Raw genomic sequence first — 21,554 nt, forward strand, 5'->3', positions numbered from 1 at the left:
GCCCGTTCGGTCGGCCTGCTCGGGGCCCGACGAGCGTTGCGCGAGACCGAGAGCGAGAACGCCGATCTACGACGCCGGGTGGGCGAGCTCGAATCCCTGCTCCACTCGAACGGTCAGCGCGCACACCAGGAGATCGGTGCACTCCGCGACCAGATCGCGCGCCTTCGCCAGGAGAATCTCGGCCTGCGCAACCGGGACGCGGTCGCCTTCGAGCAGGAAGCGGAGGATGCCGCAGCCCGGCTGCACCAGGTCCGCGCGACGCTGGCCGCCGCCACGGAGTCCGTGCGGGCCGAACACGTCCGGGCCCGGGACATCGCCGATCGGAGCCGGTCCGTCCTCGCCGAGGCCGTCGCGGTCGCCGACCGGGTCGTGTCCGCCGCACGTACCCGGGGCGCCCAGCGGGTGCGGATGGTCGATGCCGAGGTCGCGAAGCGTGAGGAGCGGATCGCCGAGCTGGACAAGCAGATCGTCGTCACCGAGGACCTGGCCATGCTCCAGGAGGCCGGGATCTACGAGTTCCGGCACCGGCTCGCGGACGCGGTCGCCTACAAGGCGCGTCTGGAGCGGTTGAAGGACCGGTACAAGTCCTTGCAGCGCAACAACGAAGCTGTGCTGGCCGCCTCGGGCTGGACCGTGAACGGCTCGGCCACGGAAGGCACGCGGATGCTCCGCGACTACACCAAGCTGATGCTGCGCGCCTACAACGCGGAAGCCGACAACTGCGTGCGCACGATGCGGCCGCACCGTCTCGCCGCGTCGATCGACCGGCTGACCAAAGCCCGTGACACCATCGCCAAGCTGGGCCGCACGATGCAGATCCGGGTGAGCGAGCCGTACCACCGGGCTCGGATCGAGGAGCTCGAACTCACCGCCGACTACCTCGCCCACCAGGAACAGGAGAAGGAGCGGATCCGCGCCGAACGCGAACGTCAGCGCGACGAGGACGCCGCGCGCAAGGAGTTCGAGCGCGAGAAGGCCCGGCTGCTCAAGGAGCAGAACCACTGGAAACTCGTGCAGGAGAAGTGGCGCGCCCAGGGCGACGAGGCCAAGGTCGCCGAGGCCGAGTCGAAACTCGATCAGCTACATTCCGCCATCGAGGGCGTCGAGTCCCGCGAGGCGAACATCCGCACCGGGCACGTCTACGTGATCTCCAACGTCGGAGCGTTCGGAGAGCACATGGTCAAGATCGGGATGACCCGCCGCCTCGAACCCCACGACCGGGTGCGGGAGCTGGGCGACGCGTCGGTCCCGTTCAAGTTCGACATCCACGCGCTGGTCTTCAGCTCCGACGCGGTCGGACTCGAGAACCACCTCCACCGCGAGCTGGCCGATCGCCGGGTCAACCGGGTCAACCTGCGCCGGGAGTTCTTCCACGCCACACCGGCCGAGGTCCTCGAGATACTGCGCCGTACCGACCAGGGAGACAACGTCCTGCACTTCACCGAACTCGCGGAGGCCGAGGAGTGGCGCGCGAGCCGCACCATCGCCGGCCACGACGGCACCGCCGTCCCGGCCTGATCCGCCGCTGCCGAGCAGGAGTCACATGTCCCCCAGCACCTGGCGGTCGCCGCCGAACTGGCCGGCCCCTCCCCCCGGCTGGTCGCCGCCCCCCGGCTGGCGGCCCGATCCGGCGTGGGGCCCTGCCCCGGACGGCTGGTCCTTCTGGTCCCGCTCAGATCCGGAACCGGACGGCCCCCCGGCCGACGACGAGCCGGTGCTCGGCCATCGGGCGGCCCGGAAATGGCGCAGGAGCGAGACCGTGCTGAGAGGGTGCCTGGAACCGGACGAAGTGGTGCGCGGCTTCTTCGTCGCGAACAGCCTGCGGCCGCTGACCGACTACATCGCGGTCACCTCGACACGGGTGCTCGCCGGGCAGGTTTCCGACCTCGGCCACAGTCCCCCGACGGTGCGCGCCGCCCGCCTCACCGAGGTCGTCGCCATCGACTCCGAGACCGCGCCGATCACGCGTCTACCCAAGCTCAGCGCACAGCTGCGGGACGGCAGCCGGGTGTTCCTCGGCCAGCTGCTCGCCGGCGAGGACGAACAGTCGCTGCGGGCGGTCGCCCGGCTGCCCGCCGGCACACCACCGCCGCCCGCCGGGGTGGACCGCTCCACGCCCCCACCGATGCCCGCCGACATCGCATCGACCCCCTCGCCACCGGAGGACGGAGAGCGGGCGGAGACCGAAGCGCGCATCCGCAGGCTCGCCGACGAGGCCGTCATCGACGAGGCGCAGGCGCAGTACATCCGCTCGGTGCTGTTGCCCTGATCGCGAGCACGCCGGTCGCCCGTCAGGCCCCGTCGGCCCGCTGCCACCGGAAGGGATCGTCCTCGAGCCCCGCGCGGTCCCAGTGCCCGAGGTCGGCGGCGGCCTCGTAGCTGCTGCGCAGGAACTCGGCGACCGCCCGATCGGGATCGGGCGCGGCGCGGGCGACCTCGTAGGGCAGCAGGAACTGCTGGAACTCGGTGCTGAAGAACGCGCCGTCCGGCCCGACCGGCCGGTCGGCGAACCCGTCGGGGCCGGGATAGGCGTAGGAGTAGAAGGCGCCCTCCTCGCCGCCGCCGGGCCAGAAGCCGCAGCTGGACAACTCGCGGGAGTAGCCCTCGACCATCACCCAGTCCCCGCAGTTGGGCACGCCGCCGGGGTGCGCCGGGGCGGGCCGGCCGGAGAACCGGGTGCAGGCCAGGTCCATGCCGCCCCAGAAGAAGTGCACCGGGCTGACCTTGCCGACGAAGTGCGACCGGAACTCGCCGATCACCCGGTTGGCCTGCAGCAGCTGCCGCCAGAACAGGGCGGCCGCAGCGCCGTCGTAGGAGTCGTGGACGTGGTCCTCGGCGAACGGGACGGCCGGGTCGACCTCGTTGGGGTGCGGCCGGATCGGGGCGTCGATCCCGAGCTCGCCGAGCGCGGCCATGACCCGGGCGTAGAACTCGGCGACCGGCATCGGCGCCAGCGGGACGGTCCGGGTGCCCGTGTCGCTGCTGCGGATCTCCAGCCGGTGGCCGAGGAAGTCGAACTCGATCTCGAAGGCGCCGGTGCCGTACGGGACGGCCGAGGTGGTCAGTCCGCGCGGGGTCACGTAGAGGGCCACCTGCCACCAGTGGTTGACCAGCGGGGCGTGCGCCATCCGGATCTTGCCCACGATCTGGGTCCACATGTGCAGGGTCTCGCGGGTGGCGGTCCAGTCCGCGACCCGCTGGGTCGGCCAGGCCGTCGTCGAGGTGGTCATCGGACGAGTGTCGGGCCGCCCGCGGCGGACCGCATCGGTCGGTCAATCGGTCGGCCCGCGGCCGGGGTGGATCTGCGGGCCGGTGACCGCGCACTGGGCGTAGGAGTCGGGCCGGATCCGGCCGGACGGCTCCGGCCCGTCCGGTCCCGCGGCCGGGCGGCGCAGGAACACCGCCGCCAGCACCGCGGCGATCACCATCAACGCGGCGCTGATCAGCATCGCCGTCCGGAAGCCCGCGCCGAACGCGACCGGGTCGGTGTAGTCCGCGCCGGAGATCCCGGCGGCCACCGGGATCACGGCGACGGCGAGCAGCCCGGCGGCGCGCGCGATCGCGTTGTTCACCCCGGACGCGACGCCGGCGTGCCGGTCCGACGCCGAGTCCAGCACCGTCGAGGTCAGCGGGGCGACCACGAGGGTGAGCCCGCAGCCGAACACGACCACCGGCACCAGCACGTCCGGCCCGAACGACGCGTCCGCCCCGATCCGGGAGACGAGCGCCAGCCCGGCGGCGGCGACCAGGGTGCCCGCGGTGATCGGGATCCGCGGCCCGATCCGCCTGCCCAGCCGTCCCGAGGCGGCGGAGAAGACCAGCATGATCACGGTCACCGGCAGCAGGGTCGCCCCGGCCTGCAGCGGCGAGAGGCCCACGACCACCTGCAGGTGCAGCACCAGGAGCACGAACAGACCGCCGAGCGCCGCGTAGACCATCAGCGTCACCGCGTTCGCGGCGCTGAACTGCGCGTTCCGGAACAGGGTCATCGGCACCAGCGGATGGGTGGAGCGCCGTTCGACGAGCACGAAGCCGACCAGTGCGAGCACCCCGGCGACGCCGATGGACAGCACCACGGCGTCGGCGCCCTGCTCACCGGCCGAGGTCAGCGACCAGGTCAGCCCGGCGAGACCCAGCACGGCCAGCGCGGTGCCCGCGACGTCGAGCCGCGGCGCGGCGTCCGGGTCGCGCGACTCGGGTACGTGCCGGGCGGCCACCGCCACGATGAGCACGGCGACCGGCAGGTTCACCAGGAACACCGCGCGCCAGCTCCACTCGACGAGCCAGCCGCCGAGGAACGGGCCGACCGCCCCGGCGATGCCGCCGAGCCCGGACCAGGCGCCGACCGCGGCGGCCCGGTCGGCGCCGCGGAACGAGGCCGAGATGATCGCCAGGCTGCCGGGGGTGAGCAGAGCACCGCCGACGCCCTGCAGGGCCCGGGCCGCGACCAGCATCTCGATGCTCTGCGCCGCCCCGCAGAGCAGTGACGCCACGGCGAACCAGACGACCCCGACCACGAACACCCGGCGCCGGCCGAACCGGTCCCCCAGCGAGCCGCCGAGCAGGATCAGCGAGGCCAGGGTCAGCGTGTAGGCGTTGACGGTCCACTGCAGACCGGCGAAACCGGCGTCGAACTCGTCGCCGATCCGCCCGAGCGCGACGTTGACCACGGTGGCGTCGAGCATCGCCAGGCCGGACCCGAGCACGGTGGTGAACAGCACCCAGCGCCCGCGTGACGTCCCCATCCGCAGGCCGGGCCCGTCCACTCCGGTCACCCCGATCCCCTTCCCCGATGCCGCGCCGGCACCACACGGTGGCACCGCGGCGGCGCCGCCGCGAGCCGGGGCGCCGGTCAGTCGGTGACCCGGCTGGCCGCCCGGTACTCGAGATCGGCGTACTCCGGGTGGCGGGCCAGCCAGCCGGCGATGAACGGGCAGACGGCGAGCACCCGGAGCCCGTCGGCGCGGACCGACGCGATCCCCTCCCGGGCCAGCGCCGAGCCCACCCCCTTCCCCTCGAAGGCGGGGTCGACCTCGGTGTGCACGAACGCGACGAGCTGCGCCGTGCGCGCGTACTCGGCGACACCGGCCAGGGTCTCGCCCTCGCGGGCCTCGAATCGGTTCGCGGCCCGGTTGTCGGTCACGACGATCATGTGACGTCCTCTCTCGGTGATCGTCCCGGTGGTCGTCCGCGGGGTCAGCGGTACTCGGGATTGGGGTGGCCGGGGCGGGCGCCGGCGTCCCACGCGGTGCGCTGGTTGCCGTGGGCCGGGAAGCCGCCGGCGTTGCGGATCATCGACGCGGTGTGCATCAGGTTGTAGGCCATGAAGGTGATGTTGCGGTTGGTGAAGTCGTTCTCCGGGCCGCCGGACCCCTCGTCGAGGTAGGACGGGCCGGGCCCGACCTCGCCCAGCCAGCCGGCGTCGGCCTGCGGCGGGATGGTGAAGCCGATGTGCTGCAGGCTGTAGAGGATGCTCATCGAGCAGTGCTTGAGGCCGTCCTCGTTGCCGGTGAGCAGGCAGCCGCCCACCCGCCCGTAGTAGGCGTACTGGCCGTGCTCGTTGAGCACGCCCGAGTAGCCGTAGAGCCGCTCGATCACCCGGCGGGTCACCGAGCTGTTGTCGCCCAGCCAGATCGGCCCGCCGATGACCAGGATGTCGGCGGCCAGGATCCGGGTCAGCAGGGCGGGCCACTCGTCGCCGTCCCAGCCGAACCCGGTCATGTCCGGGCGGACGCCGGTGGCGATGTCGTGGTCGACCGCGCGGATCTGGTCGACGTGGACGCCGTTCGCCTCCATGATCGCGACGCTGCGGTCGATCACGCCCTGGGTGTGGCTGAGGCCCGGCGAGCGGTTCAGTGTGCAGTTGACGTACACGGCGCGCAGCTCGGTGAAGTCGGGCTCGGCGGTCGGGGGCGTGCTCACGCCCCGAGTGTCGGGGGGCCGGGCCGGGAGCGAATCGGTCGGCGGATCGGTCGCCCGGTCGCGTCGCCCTGTCCGGCACCGGAGATCGGTTGGTTACGCTGCACCGGGTCGCCGGGTGGGCCCGTGGGAGGGCTGCGGTGACGACGGAGCTGGTGGGCCGGGGCGCCGAGACGGCGGCGCTGGACCGGCTGCTGGCCCGGGCGGCGGACGGGGCGGGCTCCGCGCTGCTGCTGTGGGGCGAGCCGGGGATCGGCAAGACCGCGCTGCTCGACCACGCGGTGGGCGCTGCCGCCGGTTCGACGGTGCTGCGCTGCCGCGGCACCCGGATGGAGGCCGGGCTGGCGTTCGCCGCCCTGCACGAGCTGCTGTGGCCGGTGACCGACCGGCTGGACGCCCTCCCCGCGCCGCAGGCCGCCGCGCTGGGGGGCGCGCTGGGCCGGACCGGGGAGCCGGCCAACCGCTTCCTGATCGGTGCGGCGGTGCTGTCGCTGGTGTCCGACCTGGCCCGGCGACGGCCGGTGCTGGTCGTCGTCGACGACGTCCAGTGGATCGACGAGGCGTCCGCGCACGCACTCGGGTTCCTGGCCCGGCGGGTCGCGAGCGATCCGGTCGTGGTCCTGCTCGCCGGGCACGAGGAGCCGGCGACCGGGCCGTGGGACGGGCTGGCCGCCCTGGAGATCGGCGGGCTGGCCGACGACGACGCCCGCTCGCTGGTCGCCGCCGCCGCGCCCGGCGCCGATCCGGCGCTGGTCGACGCCACGGTCCGGACGGCGGGCGGCAATCCGCTGGCCCTGCACGAGCTACCCACCCTCGACCGGGCGCCGGCCGACACGCCGCTGCCCGCGCCGGGCCCACCGGTGCCGATCGGCCCCCGGTTGCGGCGGGCGTTCCGCGACCGGGTCGCCACCGTGCCGGAGCCGGCCAGGGCGCTGCTGCTGCTGGCCGCGGCCGAGGACCGGGGCGACCGGCACGTCGTGCACCGGGCCGGGGCCGAACGCGGCGTCGACGACTCCGCCTGGGACGACGCGCTGCGCTCGGGCCTGCTGCACGCCACCGGTTCCCGCGTGGAGTTCCGGCACCCGCTGATCCCGGCGGCCATCTACGACGGCGCCCCGCTGGGCGACCGGCAGGCCGCGCACCGGGCCCTGGCCGCGGCCCTGCCCGCGGACGCGGTCGAGGAACGCGCCTGGCACCTGGCCGCCGCCGCGGACGCGCCGGACGAGGAGGTCGCCGCGCTGCTCGAGCTCGCCGCGGCGAAGTCGCTGCGCTGCGGGGCCGGCCCGGCCGGCGCGCGCACCCTGCGGCGCGCCGCCGAGCTCTCGCCCGCGCCGGCCCAGGCCGCGCGCCGGTTTGCCGCCGCCGCCCGCGCCGCCTGGGAGGCCGGGCACGCGGAGGCCGCCCGGCAGCTGCTCGACGACGCCGAGCGGCTGGAGAGCGGGACCGACGTGGCCCGGGCCAGCAGCGGCCTGCGCGGCATCCTCGAGTTCGCCACCGGCATCCCGGAGCGCGCCCACCACCACCTGATCCGCGACATGGACGCCGTCGCCGGCAGCCGGGACGCGGTGCAGCTGGGCTCGGTGGCCGTCCGCGCCGCCTGGTCGGCCGGCCGGTCCGACCTCCAGCAGCAGGCGCTGCAGCGGCTGCTGGCCGTGGACGCCGACGACGACCCGGCGCTGGCCGGGCAGCTGCCGGCGTTGCGGACCCTCTGGTCCTGCTACGACCGGGCCGGCGGGCCCGCCCCGATCACCCCGGCGGCGGCCCGGGCCGCCGCCGACCGGCTCGTGTCCGTCGCCTGGGAGCTGCTCCCACCGGCCCCGCTGGTCCAGCTCTGGGGCGTCGTGCAGCCGGTGCGCGACCTGCTGCGGGTGCAGGCCGCCGCGCTGCGCGACCGCCACGAGCTCGCCGCGCTGGCGGTGGTCCTCGCCCAGGGCGCGGTGCTCGACCTGGACGCCGGACGCTGGGGCGCCGCCGAGGCCGCCGCGGTCGACGGCCTGCAGCTCGCCCGGGAGGTCGGCGCGGACCACGTCGCCACCCAGTGCCACGGCACCCTCGGGCTGCTCGCCGCCGCCCGCGGCGACGACGGCGCGGTCGACGGGCACGCGCGATGGGCGCTGGAGGTCTCGGCGCCGCGCGGGGTGCGGGCGCTCAGCGGCGCCGCGTACTGGCCGCGCGGCCGGGCGGCGCTGTTCGGCGGGCGCCCCGACGAGGCGCTTGACCACCTGATGCCGCTGGCCCGGCCCGGTCACGACGCCGCCCACCCCACGTTCGCGCTGCTCGCCGCCGCGGACACCGCCGAGGCGGCGGTGCAGGCCGGGCGCCTCGACGTCGCCGCGACCCGGCTCGCGGCGGTGCAGGACTGGGCCCGGCGCTCGGGGGCGGCCTGGGCCGAGGCGACCGTGCACCGCCTGCAGGCCCTGACCGGCGGGTCGGGGACGGCCGAGGCGTCCTACCGACGGGCGCTCGACCTGGCGGAGACCGCGGGCACCCCGTTCGAGCAGGCCCGCACCCGGATGCTGTACGGCGAGTGGCTGCGCCGCGCCCGGCGCCGCTCCGACGCCCGCCGCCAGCTCGCCGCCGCCGCGGCCGTGTTCGACCGGCTCGGCGCCGATCCGCTGCGCAAGCGGTCGCTGCGCGAGCAGGACCTGGCCGACGCCCCGCCCGCCCGCCGCGGGCCGGGACCGGCCGCCGGGCTGACCGCCCAGGAGCTGCGGGTCGCCCGGCTGGCGTCCGACCGCCTGACGAACCGGGAGATCGCGGCACAGCTCCTGATCAGCCCGCGCACGGTCGGCCACCACCTGGCGAACGTCTATCCCAAGCTCGGCATCAGCTCCCGGACCGAGCTGGCCCGGATCGACCTCGCCGGGGACCTGCGGATCGGCGCGGACGCCCGCGGCCGCTGACCGGGGCGGTCCGGCCGGGCGCCGGCTCAGCGCCCGCCGGGGCCCGCCGCGAAGGCACCGAGGTGGAGCAGGACCACCGCCGCCAGGTTGGGGAGTCGGGTGCACCCGGTGGTGACGTCGGTGCCCGACGCGTAGTGCGCCCGCATCAGCTCGGAGAACCCGACCGGCGAGACGTCCGCCGGGGCGTCGGCCAGGATCCGGTTCGCCGTGTCGATGTCGGCCCGGGTCAGGCAGGCGGACCACAGGCGCTGCCGGATGCAGATCCGCTCGGCCCCGACGCTGTCGACGGTGAGCCGGGAGGACCCGACGAGCGGGCTCAGGCTGTCGCCGGGCGCGAGGCGGCTGACGACGTCGGTCCAGGCGATCACGGGGTCCTCCTCGGTGGGGTGCGGCATCGGCGCGGATCCGGGGGCCAGACCAGCCGGCGCGCGTGGGCCGGCACGAGCAGCGACCCGGCCGCCGCCGCGCCGGCCCCGCGGGCCCGGCGGACGGCCAGGATCATCGCCGGGAGGTCCTGGTCGACGACGGTGCGGGCGGGGCGGCCCGGCCCGTCGCCGATCCCGCAGTCGGCGGTGAACTGCGCGGCGGCCTGCGGCGGCAGCGCGAGATCCGGCGGCACCGGCGCTACTCCAGGAAACCGAGGTCTTTGAGCACGTGCGCCGCGGAGGTGGCACGCACGTCGGCGACGAGTGTCCGGTACTCCTCCACGAACAGCCCCGCGTGCCGGCTCATCCGGTCGGCCTCGACGAGATCGACGGCCTTCTCCAGGTCCGCGCGGCGCAGGGTGTCGCGCCAGAGCGCGTTGCGGATGTGCACCCCGTCCGCGTCGACCCCGGTGACCTGCAGGGTCTTCCCGCCGGCGACGGTCGGGATCCGCGCGCCGCCGTCGTACTTCCGTTCCACGTCCGCCCAGATCAACGGCATGCGATCAGTCCTGTCCCTCCGGATCCGGGGTGCCGGGCAGGCCCGGCGCCGCGAGCGTCCTCATGAAAACCAGCGTCGCCGCCCGGCGTCGTGCGGCGTCGTCCTCGTCGCAGCCCAGCCCGCGGGCGAGGGTCTCGACGTCCTCGGCCCGCAGGCACACCGCGACGAGCACCTCGCGGTGCTCGGCGGGGATGGCCGCCAGCCGCGACCGCAGCTCCGGCCACCCGCAGACGCGGGCCAGCCCGCCGGTGTCGGCCTCGACGATCCGGGCCTCGGCCAGGGTCGCGATCCGGCCCGAGTAGGGCAGGCCGAAGTAGCGGAACACCAGCGGCCGGGAGACGAGCCCCGCGACGACCTGGACCGCGACCTGGTCGGCCAGGCTCGCGTCGACCAGCCGGTGCGTGCAGGTGTAGAGCACCGCCTCGTAGGTGGAGCGGACCCGCTCCAGCCATTCGGCGAACTCCCGCTCGTCGTCGGTGACGGTGGGCTCGCTCGTCGTGTCGGCGTACACGGTCGCTCAGCGCCCCGCCGCCGGCGGCGCGGCGGTGCCCACCGGGTGGGCGTCTGCGACTCCGGGCATCGGGATCGTCGCCTTTCGCGGTCGCCGCGGCCGACCGGTCGGTGGGTGGGGTGCAGGGACGGCGGACCGCGGCCCCGGCCGTCCGGGTCGTGCAGGGCGGGGCGGGCGGACGGCAGCCGCCCGCCCCGGTCCGTCACGGAGTCGGCACCACCGTCTTGGTCATCATCGCGATGTGCTCGGCCTGGACGACCGTGAGGTCCTTGGAGGCCGGCGCGTCCCCGCGGATGGCCTCGTGCGGCACCACGACCCAGCAGGCACAGCCCCAGATGCACTCGCCCGCCATGCCGTCGAAGCGGATCGACTGCTCGGAGAGCATCACCCCGAGATCGAGCAGCCAGGAGTGCATGAGGAGCTTCTCCTCCCACGACTCGATCTTGTCGTAGGCGTCGCGGGCGGCGAAGAACGCGGTGAAGTCGCTCTTCGCGACGCCCGGGATGACGATGTTGGAGTACGCGGTCAGCTCGTCGAAGAACTCGCCGAGCGTGGTGTTGACGGTGCCGTCCTCGCCGTCGAGCACGTACTCGCCGAGGGTGGACTCGAGCTTCTTCTGCAGGGTCTCGTTCCACAGCTCCCGCGGCGACACCGTGTGCGCCTCGATGTAGTCGGTCTTGAATCCCTCGCGCAGGCCGGAGAACTGCGGGATGTAACCGATCCACTTGCCGACGACCTCGCGCCACTTGCTGCGCGGCTCGCCCGGGAGCACCTCGACCCCGGGGTGGGTGAACTTGGCGACGTCGAACACCGTCCAGGTCCGGTCGCCGGAGATGTTCCGCTCGTGCGGCGCACCGGTGAAGCCGGCCGGACGGAGCATCTTGAACAGCAGCCGCCCGTAGTCCTGCACGACGAACCGGGTGAACGAGTCGTTGACGAACTTGCGGGTGACCATCTTGCGCAGGTGGTCGCGGACCGCGGGCTTGCCGGCCTTGGTGTAGGAGCCGAGCCGCTGCCAGGAGTGCTCCTGGGGCAGGGCGAAGAAGCCGCCGGTGAACGGGTTCTTGTAGAGGTCGCCCCAGACCGCCATGACGCCCTGGTTCTTGGCGTCGTCGAGCATGCAGTCGATCTCGTTCATCGTCGGGAACAGTGCGGCGTCGCCGCCCGCGTGCTCCTCGTCGCCGGAGAACGGCATCGCCGCGACGCCGACGACCGGGATGCGGCGCCCGAGCTTGACGTTCGACAGGTGCCGGGCCAGGTCGACCACCATGCCGGAGCCGGTCCCGCCGGCCATCGAGAAGAAGACCAGGACGATCGACGGGAGCTTGGTCGCGTTGATCGAGGCGACGAAGTCGTCGAGCTCCTTCTCCAGCGACTTCTCCTCGCCGTAGTAGTAGTGCCCGTAGATCGCCTTGGACACCGCGCGCGGAATCGACTCACCGGCCTTCGGCATCTCCATGTCGGCCGGCAGCCACGGCTCGTAGTTCGGGTTCCAGTAGTAGCGCGGGTACTCCATCTTGAGGTACTCACGCCAACGGTTGAGGCTGGTCAGGAGGTCCTTCTTCTCCGGGACGTCCAGCGAGACGGCGCGCACCTGGGCCCGGTCGGTGGGGATCCCACGCTCCTCCAACCGCTGGTTGAAACCGCCCATGTACTCCTTGAGCTCGTGCTGGTCCTGATCGCCGATGTCGATCGAGAGACCGGTGAACCGGGCACGCGGGTCCTCGAGCATGTCCTCGATCTCACCGGTGCGCAGCAGGGCCTCCACCATGTAGGCGCCGGCCTTGCCGATGCCGATGGCGTGGATGCAGTGCGGGGACTGCGCGCCGGTGGCGCTGTGGTACATGGACAGAGCCATTGCTGGCCTCCTCGGGATGTCATGGGTCATCGCCACACGGCCGGTGCGGTCGTGTGCCGATCGGTGATGGGGGGTGAACCGGTGGTGCGGTGGCTGTGTCGTGACCGGTCCCGGCCGGCCTAGCTGACGTAGCCGAGGTCCTTCAGGATGGTCGCGGCCGTGGTGGGGCGTTCGTCGGCGATGTAGGTCCGGTAGTAGTCGACGACGTCGCCGTAGTTGCTGGTCATCTTCCCCTCGTCGAGCAGGGTCATCGCCTTCTCCAGGTAGGCGCGGGTGATCTTGTCCTGCCAGAGCCGGTGGGAGACGTAGACGTACTCGTCGTCGGCGCCGGTCACCTCGAGCGTGCGGGCGCCCGGCATGGACGGCAGCTGGGCGCCACCCTGGTAGCGGGCGACGATCTCGGACCAGTCGGTGGCCATCGCCCGCTCCTCAGCCCGACGCCGGGACGCCGACGCCGGACGAGGCGACCGCGGCGACGTCCTCGTCGCTGATCGGTGAGGCCACGCTCTCGCCGCGGATCGCGGCGTGCGGCACCACGACCCAGCAGGCGCAGCCCCAGATGCACTCGCCGCCCATCCCGTCGAACCGGATGGAGGGCTCGCAGAGCATCACCCCGAGATCGAGCAGCCACGAGTGCATGAGCAGGTGTGCCTCCCACTCGAGCGGGTCGTAGAGATCGCGGGAGGGCACGAACAGCCCGAGATCGAGCTTCGACGCCCGGGGCAGCACCACGCTGACGACGCCGTCGCCGGGGGTGTCCACGGACTCCACGACCGGCTCCACCCGGGTGGCGGCGACGCCGGGGATCGCGCCGGCCACGGCCGCCGCGGCCGCCTCGGCCGCCGGACCGGTGCCGAACACCCGAGCCTCGGCGTACTCGGTGGCGAAGCCCGCGGTCAGCCCGAGCCCGGACAGGTCGCCGGCCTCGGTCAGCGGGCGGGTGGCCAGCAGGTTGATCCACCGGTCGCTCTGCTCGCCCCGGATCGCCGGGTGCCACTGGTCGCCGGGCACCGCCAGCCAGTTGAGCGCCTTCAGGGTCTCGTAGAGGTCCTTGCCGCCCCCCGCGGTGCTGAACGAGGCGATGGCCTCGACCGGGCTGTGCGTGCCGTCGTCCGGCACGGCGAAGAAGCCGCCGGTGAACGGGTTCTTGTACAGGTCGCCCCAGACGGCCATCACGCCGTTGTTCTTCTCGGTGTCGATCATGCAGTCGAGCTCGTTGATCACCGGGAAGAAGGTCGCCTCGGGCTGCTGCGGCAGGACGCCCATGCCGATCACCCAGGGCCGCCGGCCCAGCTTGATCGAGGAGAGGTGCCGGGCGATCTCGACGACGATCCCGCTGCCGACGGCCTCGGCCATCGAGAACGCGACGACGACGAGCGGGGTCTGCTCGCTGGTGAGCACACCTTCGGCGAACTGGTCCATCGCCGTGGTGATCTCGCGGTTCTGGTAGTATTCGGCACCGTAGATCGCCTTGGCGATCGCCCGGGACATCTCCGCGCTCGATCCGGGGATCTCCAGGTCCCCGGGCAGCCACGGCTCGTAGTTCGGGTTCCAGTAGTAGCGCGGGTACTCCATCTTGAGGAACTCGCGGTACCGGTTGAGCGCCGAGGACAGGTCGGGCCGGCTCGGGATCGGCAGCTCGACGGTCCGGACCGCCGGATCACCGGCCGCCACACCGGACAGGCTGCCGGCGCCGATGTCGACGGCGAGTGCGGTGAACCCGGGCGGGGCGATGCCGGAGATCGCGGAGACGACCTCCGCCCCGGTCGAGCCCAGGCCGAGCACGTGCAGCGAGAAGGGACCCTCGTGGTCGCCCGCGTGATGGACCTTCTCCTTGCTCAGCGCCTCGATGCGGGCGAGCGCGGTGTCCGCCGCCTCGTGGCCGTGGCCGTGGCCGTGTCCATGATCATCGGACATAGGTGTCTGCCTTTCCGGGGATGCTTCCTGGGGGGTGAGAGCCGCGCGCGGCCGCGAGGCGTGAGAGGGAGCCGCGCCGGACCGAGTCGGCCACCGCACGACCCGCGTCGGCCCGCCGGCTCCGGGCGGCCCGCAGGCCGGGCACGGAGAGCTCGGCGTGCTGGACCTCGTAGTCGATCCCGCCGCACAGGCCGAGCACGCGCCCGTCGTGACCGACCAGCGACGAGTGCCCGACCCACTGGCGCGACCCGACGGTGCCCGCGGCGTTCGCCGAGGCCACGTAGCAGCCGTTGGTCCAGGCGAGCCCGCGGGCCGCCTGCACGATCCGGCTCGGGCCGGCGCCGGGGGCGGTCCAGCAGAGGATCACCAGCTCGGCCTCCCGGAGCCCGGGATCGGTGAGCGCCGGCCGGGGGCCGTCGGCGAACGCCAGGGCGGTGCGCAGCCCCCCGGGTCCGTCCACGATCCGCGGCCGGCGCGCGGCGTCGCCGCCCGCCGGTCCGCTCACGTGACCGGCGACGACCGTGCCGCGGTCGTCGAGCAGGACCATGCGGTGGGACGGGTCGTCCCGGGTCGCGCCGGCGCTGACCGACACGGCGAGCCAGACCTCGGCCGCCGCGCAGGCGGGCCCGAGCACGTCGAGCGCCTCCTCCGGGAACGCCAGCGCGGGGCGCTCCCCGGTGCCCGTCCCGATCCCGTGCACGCCGTACTCGGGGAGGACGACGAGATCGGCCCGGTAGGCCCCGGCGAGACCGGACACCACCCCCGCGGTCCTGAAGTAGGACAGCCGGGCGTCGGTCCGGGTCCGCACCGTGGGAACGAGCTGGTTGACGACGACGACGCCGATCGTCCCGCCGTCTCCGACCTCGAACGACATGTTGCCCTCCTCTCCTCGTCGACCACTGGAGATGAACCTACGTGAATATCTGCGTTTGGCAATACCTTCTGTGTGAAGTAATTTGGGCGCAACGGTCCCCGCGCGGCCCGGGCCGGTGTGACCGGCCCCGGGATCGACTGGAACGTGCGGACGACCTAGCTTTACAATGACAGTGTTTACGGTGACAGCAGTGTGTCGCGGTGCCCGACCCGATGAGGTCGGCCCGCCCGCACGGGTTGTCCGACGCGGGACAGGCCGCTGTGGGGGTGCGGGGATTCGATGGGCAGGACCCGACAGGTCACAGAAAGTACAGGGAGCACAGCAGGCATCGGGGGCACGGCTGACGCCGGGCCCGCGCCCCGGCTGCAGATGAGCCGGCTGCTGGGCCAGGTCGAACGACAGATCGCCCGGCTGCTCGAGGGCACGCTGAGCACCGAGGGCCTGACCGTCGACCAGTGGCGGACCCTCGATCTCCTGGCCGACGGCAACGGGCATCCGATGTCGGAGCTGGCCGGCTCCCTGGTGGTCCCCGGCCCGACCCTGACCAAGATCATGGACAAGCTGGTCGACGCCACGCTGGTGTACCGGCTGGTCGACGACCGCGACCGGCGCCGCGTGCTGGCGTTCCTCTCCGAGGAGGGGCGGATCCTGCACACCGCGATCGAGCCGCGGGTGGCCGCGGTGGAGGCCGAGGCGGTGGCCGGCCTCGGGGCGGACGCGCTCGTGCTCACCGATCTGCTCGCCCGGCTGGCCGAGCAGAACGCCCCGGTGGGCGCGCGCGGCTAGGCGCGCCCCGGGCCGGGCGTCGCGCTGCGGACTCGGCGTCCGGCGGGGCCGGCCGCCGGAGCTACGCACCGCCATGGATCTCGGCCAGGACGTCGAACTCGAGACCGTCGGCGCGGGCCAGGTAGATCCGCTGGACCAGGTGCTGGTCGCGGACCCGCACCGCTCCGCGCGGACCTTCGTAGGCGACCCGGTCCGCCACCGTGGACAGTCGCGGGACGTCGGTGGAGCCGGCGGCCGCGGCCAGCTGCGCCAGCAGGGTGATCCCCTCGTAGCAGGACTCGCCCGGCGAGGCCAGCGCGGGAGCCGTCGGGCCGATCGTCTCCAGGTAGCGGCGCTCGAAGTCCAGGCCGTACCCGGTGCCGAGGGTCTCGAAGTAGCCCGCGGCCGAGTAGAGCTCGTGGGTGTTCGCCGCACCGGTCGCCAGCAGCATGTTCTCGTCCATCAGCGGGCTGAGCCGGACGCAGTGGTCGTGCAGCCGCATCTCGGTGAACGCGCGGTTGAACCGCACCGCGTCGGAACCGAGCAGGAACATCAGCACGCCCTGCACCCGGGCGCGTTCGACCCGCCGCAGGACCTGGCCGAAGTCCTCGGTCGCGAGCGGGGTGAAGATCTCGTCCCGGATCTCGGCCCCGACGTGCTCGGCGTAGCTGTGGGCGTAGCGGGCGGACGCGCGCGGCCAGACGTAGTCGTTGCCGACGATCGCCCAGCTCCGGATGCCCATCTCCGCCGACATCCAGCGCATCGCGGGCAGCAGCTGGTCGGTCGGGGTCTCGCCGGTGAGGAAGACACCGGGTGACCGCTCGCCGCCCTCGTAGACCGCGGTGTAGACGTAGGGCACCCGGCCGCGCAGCCGGGGCGCGAGCGTCTCCCGGACGGCCGAGGTGTGCCAGCCGGTGACGGCGTCGACCAGCCCGGCGTCGACCAGCGCGCCGACCTCGCTCGCCACCCGGCCCGGGGACTGCCCCCCGTCCACGGTCCGCAGCCGCACCTCGCGGCCGAGGATGCCGCCGGCCTCGTTGATCTCGATGGCCGCGAACCGGCCGCTGGCCTGGCAGGACGGCCCGTAGATGCCCGACGGTCCGCTGGCCGGCACGACGAACGCGATCTCGATGACATCTGCGGTCACGCGAATCTCCGTCTCGTCCGCACCCGACGATGCGCTGAGTCTGCACCCGTCGTATTGCCTGCATGTTGACGACCTGTAGGCCGATCGGGCGACCGGCCGGCATGCCGGAACCGGGGGTCGGCGGCCCCCGGTGCATCACCTTGACACAGCCGTACCTTTATAAATATCTTCATCGTGAAATTCCTCCGGGTGGTTCCACCCGGAGGCTCGCCGGTCGCGCGGGCAGCTGGGCCGAACGCCGTAGTGCGAGGTCACAGCCGTGCGAACCACGTCGTCGTGCGCGCCCGTCCCGACCGGCCCGTCCCTCGCCAGGAGGAAACATGCGTCACGGAGACATCTCGTCGAGCCCGGACACCGTCGGCGTCGCGGTCGTGAACTACAGGATGCCCCGGCTGCACACCAAGGCCGAGGTGCTCGACAACGCGGGCCGGATCGCCGACATGATCATCGGCATGAAGCAGGGCCTGCCCGGCCTGGACCTGGTCGTGTTCCCCGAGTACTCGACCATGGGGATCATGTACGACCAGGACGAGATGTACGCGACCGCGGCCACCGTCCCGGGCGAGGAGACCGAGATCTTCTCCGACGCCTGCCGCCGGGCCGGCACCTGGGGCGTCTTCTCGATCACCGGCGAGCGCCACGAGGACCACCCGAACAAGCCGCCGTACAACACCCTGGTCCTGATCGACGACGAGGGCCGGATCGTCCAGAAGTACCGCAAGATCCTGCCCTGGACCCCGATCGAGGGCTGGTACCCGGGCGACTCGACCTACGTCGCCGACGGCCCCAAGGGCATGAAGATCTCGCTGATCATCTGCGACGACGGGAACTACCCGGAGATCTGGCGGGACTGCGCGATGAAGGGTGCAGAGCTGATCGTCCGCCCGCAGGGCTACATGTACCCGTCCAAGGACCAGCAGGTGATCATGGCGAAGGCGATGGCCTGGGCGAACAACTGCTACGTCGCGGTCGCCAACGACACCGGCTGGGACGGGGTCTACTCCTACTTCGGGCACTCGGCGATCATCGGGTTCGACGGCCGCACCCTCGGCGAGTGCGGCGAGGAGGACTACGGCGTGCAGTACGCCCAGCTCTCGCTGAGCGCGATCCGCGACGCCCGGCGCAACGACCAGTCCCAGAACCACCTGTTCAAGCTGCTGCACCGGGGCTACACCGGCGTGCACGCCGCCGGTGAGGGCGACAAGGGCATCGCGGAGTGCCCGTTCGACTTCTACAAGCTCTGGGTCACCGATGCCCAGAAGGCCCAGGAGGCGGTCGAGGCGATCACCCGCTCGACGGTCGGGGTGGCCAGCGCACCGGTCTACGACCTGCCCTACGACAAGACCCGGAACGCCTGAGCGACCGGTACCCGGACCATCCCGTGCCCTATCTCAGCGACCGGTTCCACGACCGGGACACCGATCTCCGCGCCCCCGGTCCGGCCGCACCGGCAGCGGGCCCGAACCGGACCGGAACCTTCGACGCCACCGCGGTCACCACGGCGATCGGGCAGCGCGTGCTCGGCCAGGCCGCGGCGCTGGAGGCCGTCGGGCACGCGCTCGTCATCGCCCAGGCCGGGTTCCAGGACCGGGACCGGCCGATGGCGAGCGTCCTGCTCGTCGGACCGACCGGGGTCGGGAAGACCGAGCTCGTCCGGCGGCTGGCGGCGGAGATCCGGTCCGGCCCGGACGACCTCTGCCGGGTCGACATGGGCCAGCTGGGCCAGGAGCACTACGCGGCGTCCCTGGCCGGCGCCCCGCCGGGCTACGCCGGGAGCCGCGAGCACGCGAGCGTGCTGGACCGGGCCACCGTCGAGGGCACCGCGCTGACGCCCGGGATCGTGCTCTTCGACGAGGTGGAGAAGGCGCACCCGCTGGTGCTGCGGGCGCTGCTCGGCGCCCTCGACCACGGCCGGCTGACCCTGGCCGGCGGCGACCGGACGATCTCGTTCCGCAACACCTTCGTGTTCATGACCTCCAATCTCGGGTCGGCCGATCTCGCCCGCCGGCAGGGCCGGGCGTGGCGCCGGGCGCTCGGCTCGCTCCCGGCGAGGGGGCCGGTCGGCCGGCGCGCCCGGGCGGCGCTCGGGCACCGCGACGGCGCGATCGTCGACCGCGCCGTGCGCGACTTCTTCGAACCCGAGTTCCTCAACCGGCTCGACGAGGTCGTCCACTTCGGCGCCATCTCGCCCGGGACGGCGGCGCGGATCGTCGCGCTGCGGCTGGACGACGTGCGCGAGCGCTTCCGGCGGCGCGACGTCGAGCTCGTGATCGGCGACGGCGTCCTCGAGGTGCTGGTCGACGCCGGTTTCGACACGGTGAACGGCGCGCGCGGCCTCGGCCGGAGCGTGCGCCGGAACGTGGTCGTGCCGGTCGCGCAGGCGCTGGTGCGGCACCGCCGGGCCACCGACGGCGCGCGGCCGCCGCTGACCCTGCGGATCGATCCGACACCCGGCGGGGGCCCGGACCCGCTGGTCGTCCGGCCGCACTCCCCCGGCCGGACCGGCGCGCACGGCGCCGCGGCGGCCGGCCCCGGGCGGGCGGAGCCGGCGTGAGCGGCCGGCTGGCGGACGCGACCAGTCCCTACCTGCTCCAGCACGCCGACGATCCGGTCGACTGGTGGCCGTGGTCGGACGACGCCTTCGCCGACGCCCGCCGGCGCGACGTGCCGGTGCTGCTCTCGATCGGCTACGCGGCGTGCCACTGGTGCCACGTGATGGCCCGGGAGTCGTTCGCCGATCCGGAGACCGCCCGGCAGATCAACGCCGGCTTCGTCGCGATCAAGGTCGACCGCGAGGAACGCCCGGACGTCGACGCCCCCTACATGGCCGCCACCCAGGCCATGACCGGGCGCGGCGGCTGGCCGCTGACCTGCTTCCTGACCCCCGACGGCGAGCCGTTCCACTGCGGGACCTACTACCCGCCGACCCCCCGGTCCGGGCTGCCCGGGTTCCGCCAGGTGCTGACCGCCGTCACGACGGCCTGGGAGCAGGACGGCGCGCGGGTCCGCGAGGCGGCCACCCGGATCACCGCGAACCTCGCCCGGCACGCCGCCGAGGAACGGCCCCGGGTGCCGGTCGGTCCGGAGATCCTCGACCGGGCCGCCGCGACGCTGCTGGACGAGGCCGATCCCGAGCACGGCGGGTTCGGCGCGGCACCCAAGTTCCCGCAGGCGCTGTGCCTGGAGTTCCTGCTCCGCCATCACGAGCGCACCGGATCGGCGCGGGCGCTGGACGTCGTCGAGCTGACCTGTGAGCGGATGGCCCGGGGCGGCCTGTACGACCAGCTGGCGGGCGGCTTCGCCCGCTACACCGCCGACGCCGCCTGGGCCGTCCCGCACTTCGAGAAGATGCTCCACGACAACGCGCTGCTGCTGCGGCTCTACGCGCACCTCGCCCGGCTGACCGGATCGGCGCTCGCGCACCGGATCGCCACCGGGACCGGGGACTTCCTGCTCACCGGGATGGCCGTCGACGGCGGCGGCCTGGCCTCCGCGCTCGACGCGGACGCCGACGGCGAGGAGGGCCTGACCTACCTGTGGACGCCGGGGCAGCTGATCGGCGCGCTCGGGCTCGGCGACGGCATGTGGGCCGCCGACCGGTTCGGCGTCACCAGCGCCGGCACCTACGGGCAGCGACGGTCCACCCTGCAGCTGCCCGCCGACCCGGACGACGACCAGCGGCTGCGCCGGGTCCGCGCCGCGCTGCTCGACGCCCGGCGGCGGCGCCCGCAGCCCGCCCGCGACGACAAGATCGTCACCGCGTGGAACGCGATGGCCGCCGTCGCGCTCGCCGAGGCGGGCACCGACCTGGGCCGCGACGACTGGGTGTCCGCCGCCGCGGACCTCACCCGGCTGCTCCTCGGACTGCACCTGCGCGACGGACGGCTGTACCGCTCGTCGCGGCACGGGCGGCCGGGCACCGCGGCCGGGGTGCTCGAGGACCACGCCTGGCTGGCCGAGGCCCTCCTCGCCCTGCACCGGTCGACCGGCGACCCCGCCTGGCTCGACACCGCGGGCACCGTCCTCGATCTCACCCTGGACCGGTTCGCCGATCCCGACCGGCCCGGCCGCTTCCACGACACCGCCGACGACGCCGCCCCGATCCTGCACCGGCCGCGCGACCTCGTCGACAACGCCACCCCGTGCGGCAGCTCGGCGCTCGCCGGTGCTCTGCTCACCGCCTCGGTGCTCGTCGACGGGGAGCGGTCGCACCGCTACCGCGAGATCGCCGAGGCCGCGCTGTCCACGATGGGCGGGGTCCTCGCCGAGCACGCCCGGTTCGCCGGCCACTGGCTGAGCACCGCCGAGGCACTCGTGCACGGCCCGGTCCTGGTCACCGTCGACGGGGACCCGCGCGACCCGCGGTTCGCCGACCTGGTCGGCCACGCGCGCAAGCGGGTCCCCGGCGGGGGCGTGGTCGTCGCCGGGCATCCCGCGGTGCCCGGCGGGCCGGCGGTGCACCGGAGCCCGGCCGCGCACGTCTGCCGCGGGTTCGTCTGCGAGCGGCCGGTCGGCACCGTCGCCGAGCTCGACCGGCAGCTCCCCGGTCCGGGGCTGTGGGACGGGGTCGCGGGTCCGGGGTGAGAGCCGGGCCCGTGCTCGTGGGGTGCTCCGCCCCGCCGCAGCCGGGACCGGCTGCGAACTACGGGGACCCGGCGGTCCGCGCGCGCTACCGTCGTCGACGTGACCGGGCTCCTCGTCCTTCCCCCGCCGCGCTCCTGACCGGAGCCGGTGTC

Annotated in this window: 20 protein-coding genes; 7 read left to right on the forward strand and 13 right to left on the reverse strand. The window is 73.7% G+C overall.

The genetic code is table 11. From position 1 onward, the window contains the following. Window positions 1-36: 36 nt before the first annotated feature. Both ACVJO7_RS12125 and ACVJO7_RS12130 read left to right on the forward strand, forming a co-directional pair. Window positions 37-1,518: an SNIPE associated domain-containing protein gene (locus ACVJO7_RS12125; protein ID WP_491672939.1), complete on the forward strand. Its 1,482-nt coding sequence runs from the start codon at window positions 37-39 to the stop codon at window positions 1,516-1,518. Between the two features lie 241 nt (window positions 1,519-1,759). Continuing rightward, window positions 1,760-2,269 carry a hypothetical protein gene (locus ACVJO7_RS12130; RefSeq protein ID WP_491672940.1) on the forward strand — a complete coding sequence of 170 codons (510 nt, stop codon included), beginning with the start codon at window positions 1,760-1,762 and terminating at the stop codon, window positions 2,267-2,269. 22 nt (window positions 2,270-2,291) lie between these two features. On the opposite strand, the gene ACVJO7_RS12135 is transcribed toward ACVJO7_RS12130, so the two are convergent. The 4 genes from ACVJO7_RS12135 to ACVJO7_RS12150 all read right to left on the reverse strand — a co-directional run bounded on the left by ACVJO7_RS12135 (window position 2,292) and on the right by ACVJO7_RS12150 (window position 5,922). Further along, window positions 2,292-3,230 carry a DUF5996 family protein gene (locus tag ACVJO7_RS12135; protein WP_491672941.1) on the reverse strand — a complete coding sequence of 313 codons (939 nt, stop codon included), beginning with the start codon at window positions 3,228-3,230 and terminating at the stop codon, window positions 2,292-2,294. A gap of 42 nt (window positions 3,231-3,272) precedes the next feature. After that, on the reverse strand, window positions 3,273-4,775 hold the full coding sequence (locus ACVJO7_RS12140; RefSeq protein WP_344019499.1) for an MFS transporter: 1,503 nt from the start codon (window positions 4,773-4,775) through the stop codon (window positions 3,273-3,275). Window positions 4,776-4,852: 77 nt separating this feature from the next. After that, window positions 4,853-5,152: a GNAT family N-acetyltransferase gene (locus ACVJO7_RS12145; RefSeq protein ID WP_344019501.1), complete on the reverse strand. Its 300-nt coding sequence runs from the start codon at window positions 5,150-5,152 to the stop codon at window positions 4,853-4,855. A gap of 44 nt (window positions 5,153-5,196) precedes the next feature. Next, window positions 5,197-5,922, reverse strand: a complete 726-nt coding sequence (locus ACVJO7_RS12150; RefSeq protein ID WP_491672942.1) for a flavodoxin family protein — start codon at window positions 5,920-5,922, stop codon at window positions 5,197-5,199. Between the two features lie 137 nt (window positions 5,923-6,059). Between ACVJO7_RS12150 and ACVJO7_RS12155 the strand changes: the two genes are divergently transcribed. Continuing rightward, window positions 6,060-8,822: an AAA family ATPase gene (locus ACVJO7_RS12155; protein WP_491672943.1), complete on the forward strand. Its 2,763-nt coding sequence runs from the start codon at window positions 6,060-6,062 to the stop codon at window positions 8,820-8,822. Window positions 8,823-8,848: 26 nt separating this feature from the next. On the opposite strand, the gene ACVJO7_RS12160 is transcribed toward ACVJO7_RS12155, so the two are convergent. The 8 genes from ACVJO7_RS12160 to ACVJO7_RS12195 all read right to left on the reverse strand — a co-directional run bounded on the left by ACVJO7_RS12160 (window position 8,849) and on the right by ACVJO7_RS12195 (window position 14,906). Further along, the gene (locus ACVJO7_RS12160) at window positions 8,849-9,190 is read right to left on the reverse strand and encodes a hypothetical protein (protein WP_491672944.1); all 342 of its coding nucleotides are present in this window, start codon (window positions 9,188-9,190) and stop codon (window positions 8,849-8,851) included. Beyond that, entirely contained in the window at window positions 9,187-9,441 is a 255-nt protein-coding gene (locus ACVJO7_RS12165) for a hypothetical protein (RefSeq protein WP_491672945.1), read from the reverse strand. The genes ACVJO7_RS12160 and ACVJO7_RS12165 overlap by 4 nt, the downstream gene beginning before the upstream one ends. A gap of 5 nt (window positions 9,442-9,446) precedes the next feature. Next, window positions 9,447-9,746 carry a hypothetical protein gene (locus ACVJO7_RS12170; RefSeq protein ID WP_344019511.1) on the reverse strand — a complete coding sequence of 100 codons (300 nt, stop codon included), beginning with the start codon at window positions 9,744-9,746 and terminating at the stop codon, window positions 9,447-9,449. A 4-nt stretch (window positions 9,747-9,750) separates the two neighbouring features. After that, window positions 9,751-10,257 (reverse strand): hypothetical protein, encoded by a 507-nt coding sequence (locus ACVJO7_RS12175; protein ID WP_491672946.1) that lies wholly within the window; start codon window positions 10,255-10,257, stop codon window positions 9,751-9,753. A 202-nt stretch (window positions 10,258-10,459) separates the two neighbouring features. After that, entirely contained in the window at window positions 10,460-12,115 is a 1,656-nt protein-coding gene (locus ACVJO7_RS12180) for an FtsZ/tubulin family protein (protein WP_344019515.1), read from the reverse strand. 119 nt (window positions 12,116-12,234) lie between these two features. Then, entirely contained in the window at window positions 12,235-12,534 is a 300-nt protein-coding gene (locus tag ACVJO7_RS12185) for a hypothetical protein (RefSeq protein WP_344019517.1), read from the reverse strand. A gap of 10 nt (window positions 12,535-12,544) precedes the next feature. Beyond that, window positions 12,545-14,032 carry an FtsZ/tubulin family protein gene (locus tag ACVJO7_RS12190; RefSeq protein WP_491672947.1) on the reverse strand — a complete coding sequence of 496 codons (1,488 nt, stop codon included), beginning with the start codon at window positions 14,030-14,032 and terminating at the stop codon, window positions 12,545-12,547. Beyond that, window positions 14,022-14,906 carry a nitrilase-related carbon-nitrogen hydrolase gene (locus ACVJO7_RS12195; RefSeq protein WP_491672948.1) on the reverse strand — a complete coding sequence of 295 codons (885 nt, stop codon included), beginning with the start codon at window positions 14,904-14,906 and terminating at the stop codon, window positions 14,022-14,024. The genes ACVJO7_RS12190 and ACVJO7_RS12195 overlap by 11 nt, the downstream gene beginning before the upstream one ends. 369 nt (window positions 14,907-15,275) lie before the next feature. Here ACVJO7_RS12195 and ACVJO7_RS12200 point away from each other — a divergent pair, with 369 nt between their 5' ends. Next, window positions 15,276-15,692: a MarR family winged helix-turn-helix transcriptional regulator gene (locus ACVJO7_RS12200; RefSeq protein ID WP_491672949.1), complete on the forward strand. Its 417-nt coding sequence runs from the start codon at window positions 15,276-15,278 to the stop codon at window positions 15,690-15,692. Between the two features lie 61 nt (window positions 15,693-15,753). Here the strand turns inward: ACVJO7_RS12200 and ACVJO7_RS12205 are convergent, their stop codons facing one another. Beyond that, the gene (locus ACVJO7_RS12205) at window positions 15,754-16,818 is read right to left on the reverse strand and encodes a substrate-binding domain-containing protein (RefSeq protein ID WP_491672950.1); all 1,065 of its coding nucleotides are present in this window, start codon (window positions 16,816-16,818) and stop codon (window positions 15,754-15,756) included. 320 nt (window positions 16,819-17,138) lie between these two features. Between ACVJO7_RS12205 and ACVJO7_RS12210 the strand changes: the two genes are divergently transcribed. The 3 genes from ACVJO7_RS12210 to ACVJO7_RS12220 are packed head-to-tail and all read left to right on the forward strand — an operon-like array spanning window position 17,139 to window position 21,402. Beyond that, window positions 17,139-18,176, forward strand: a complete 1,038-nt coding sequence (locus tag ACVJO7_RS12210) for an aliphatic amidase (RefSeq protein ID WP_491672951.1) — start codon at window positions 17,139-17,141, stop codon at window positions 18,174-18,176. 23 nt (window positions 18,177-18,199) lie between these two features. Beyond that, window positions 18,200-19,372 (forward strand): AAA family ATPase, encoded by a 1,173-nt coding sequence (locus ACVJO7_RS12215; protein ID WP_491672952.1) that lies wholly within the window; start codon window positions 18,200-18,202, stop codon window positions 19,370-19,372. Then, window positions 19,369-21,402 carry a thioredoxin domain-containing protein gene (locus tag ACVJO7_RS12220; protein WP_491672953.1) on the forward strand — a complete coding sequence of 678 codons (2,034 nt, stop codon included), beginning with the start codon at window positions 19,369-19,371 and terminating at the stop codon, window positions 21,400-21,402. The genes ACVJO7_RS12215 and ACVJO7_RS12220 overlap by 4 nt, the downstream gene beginning before the upstream one ends. Window positions 21,403-21,554: the final 152 nt, after the last annotated feature.

Source organism: Pseudonocardia sp. DxW (genome assembly GCF_058448985.1).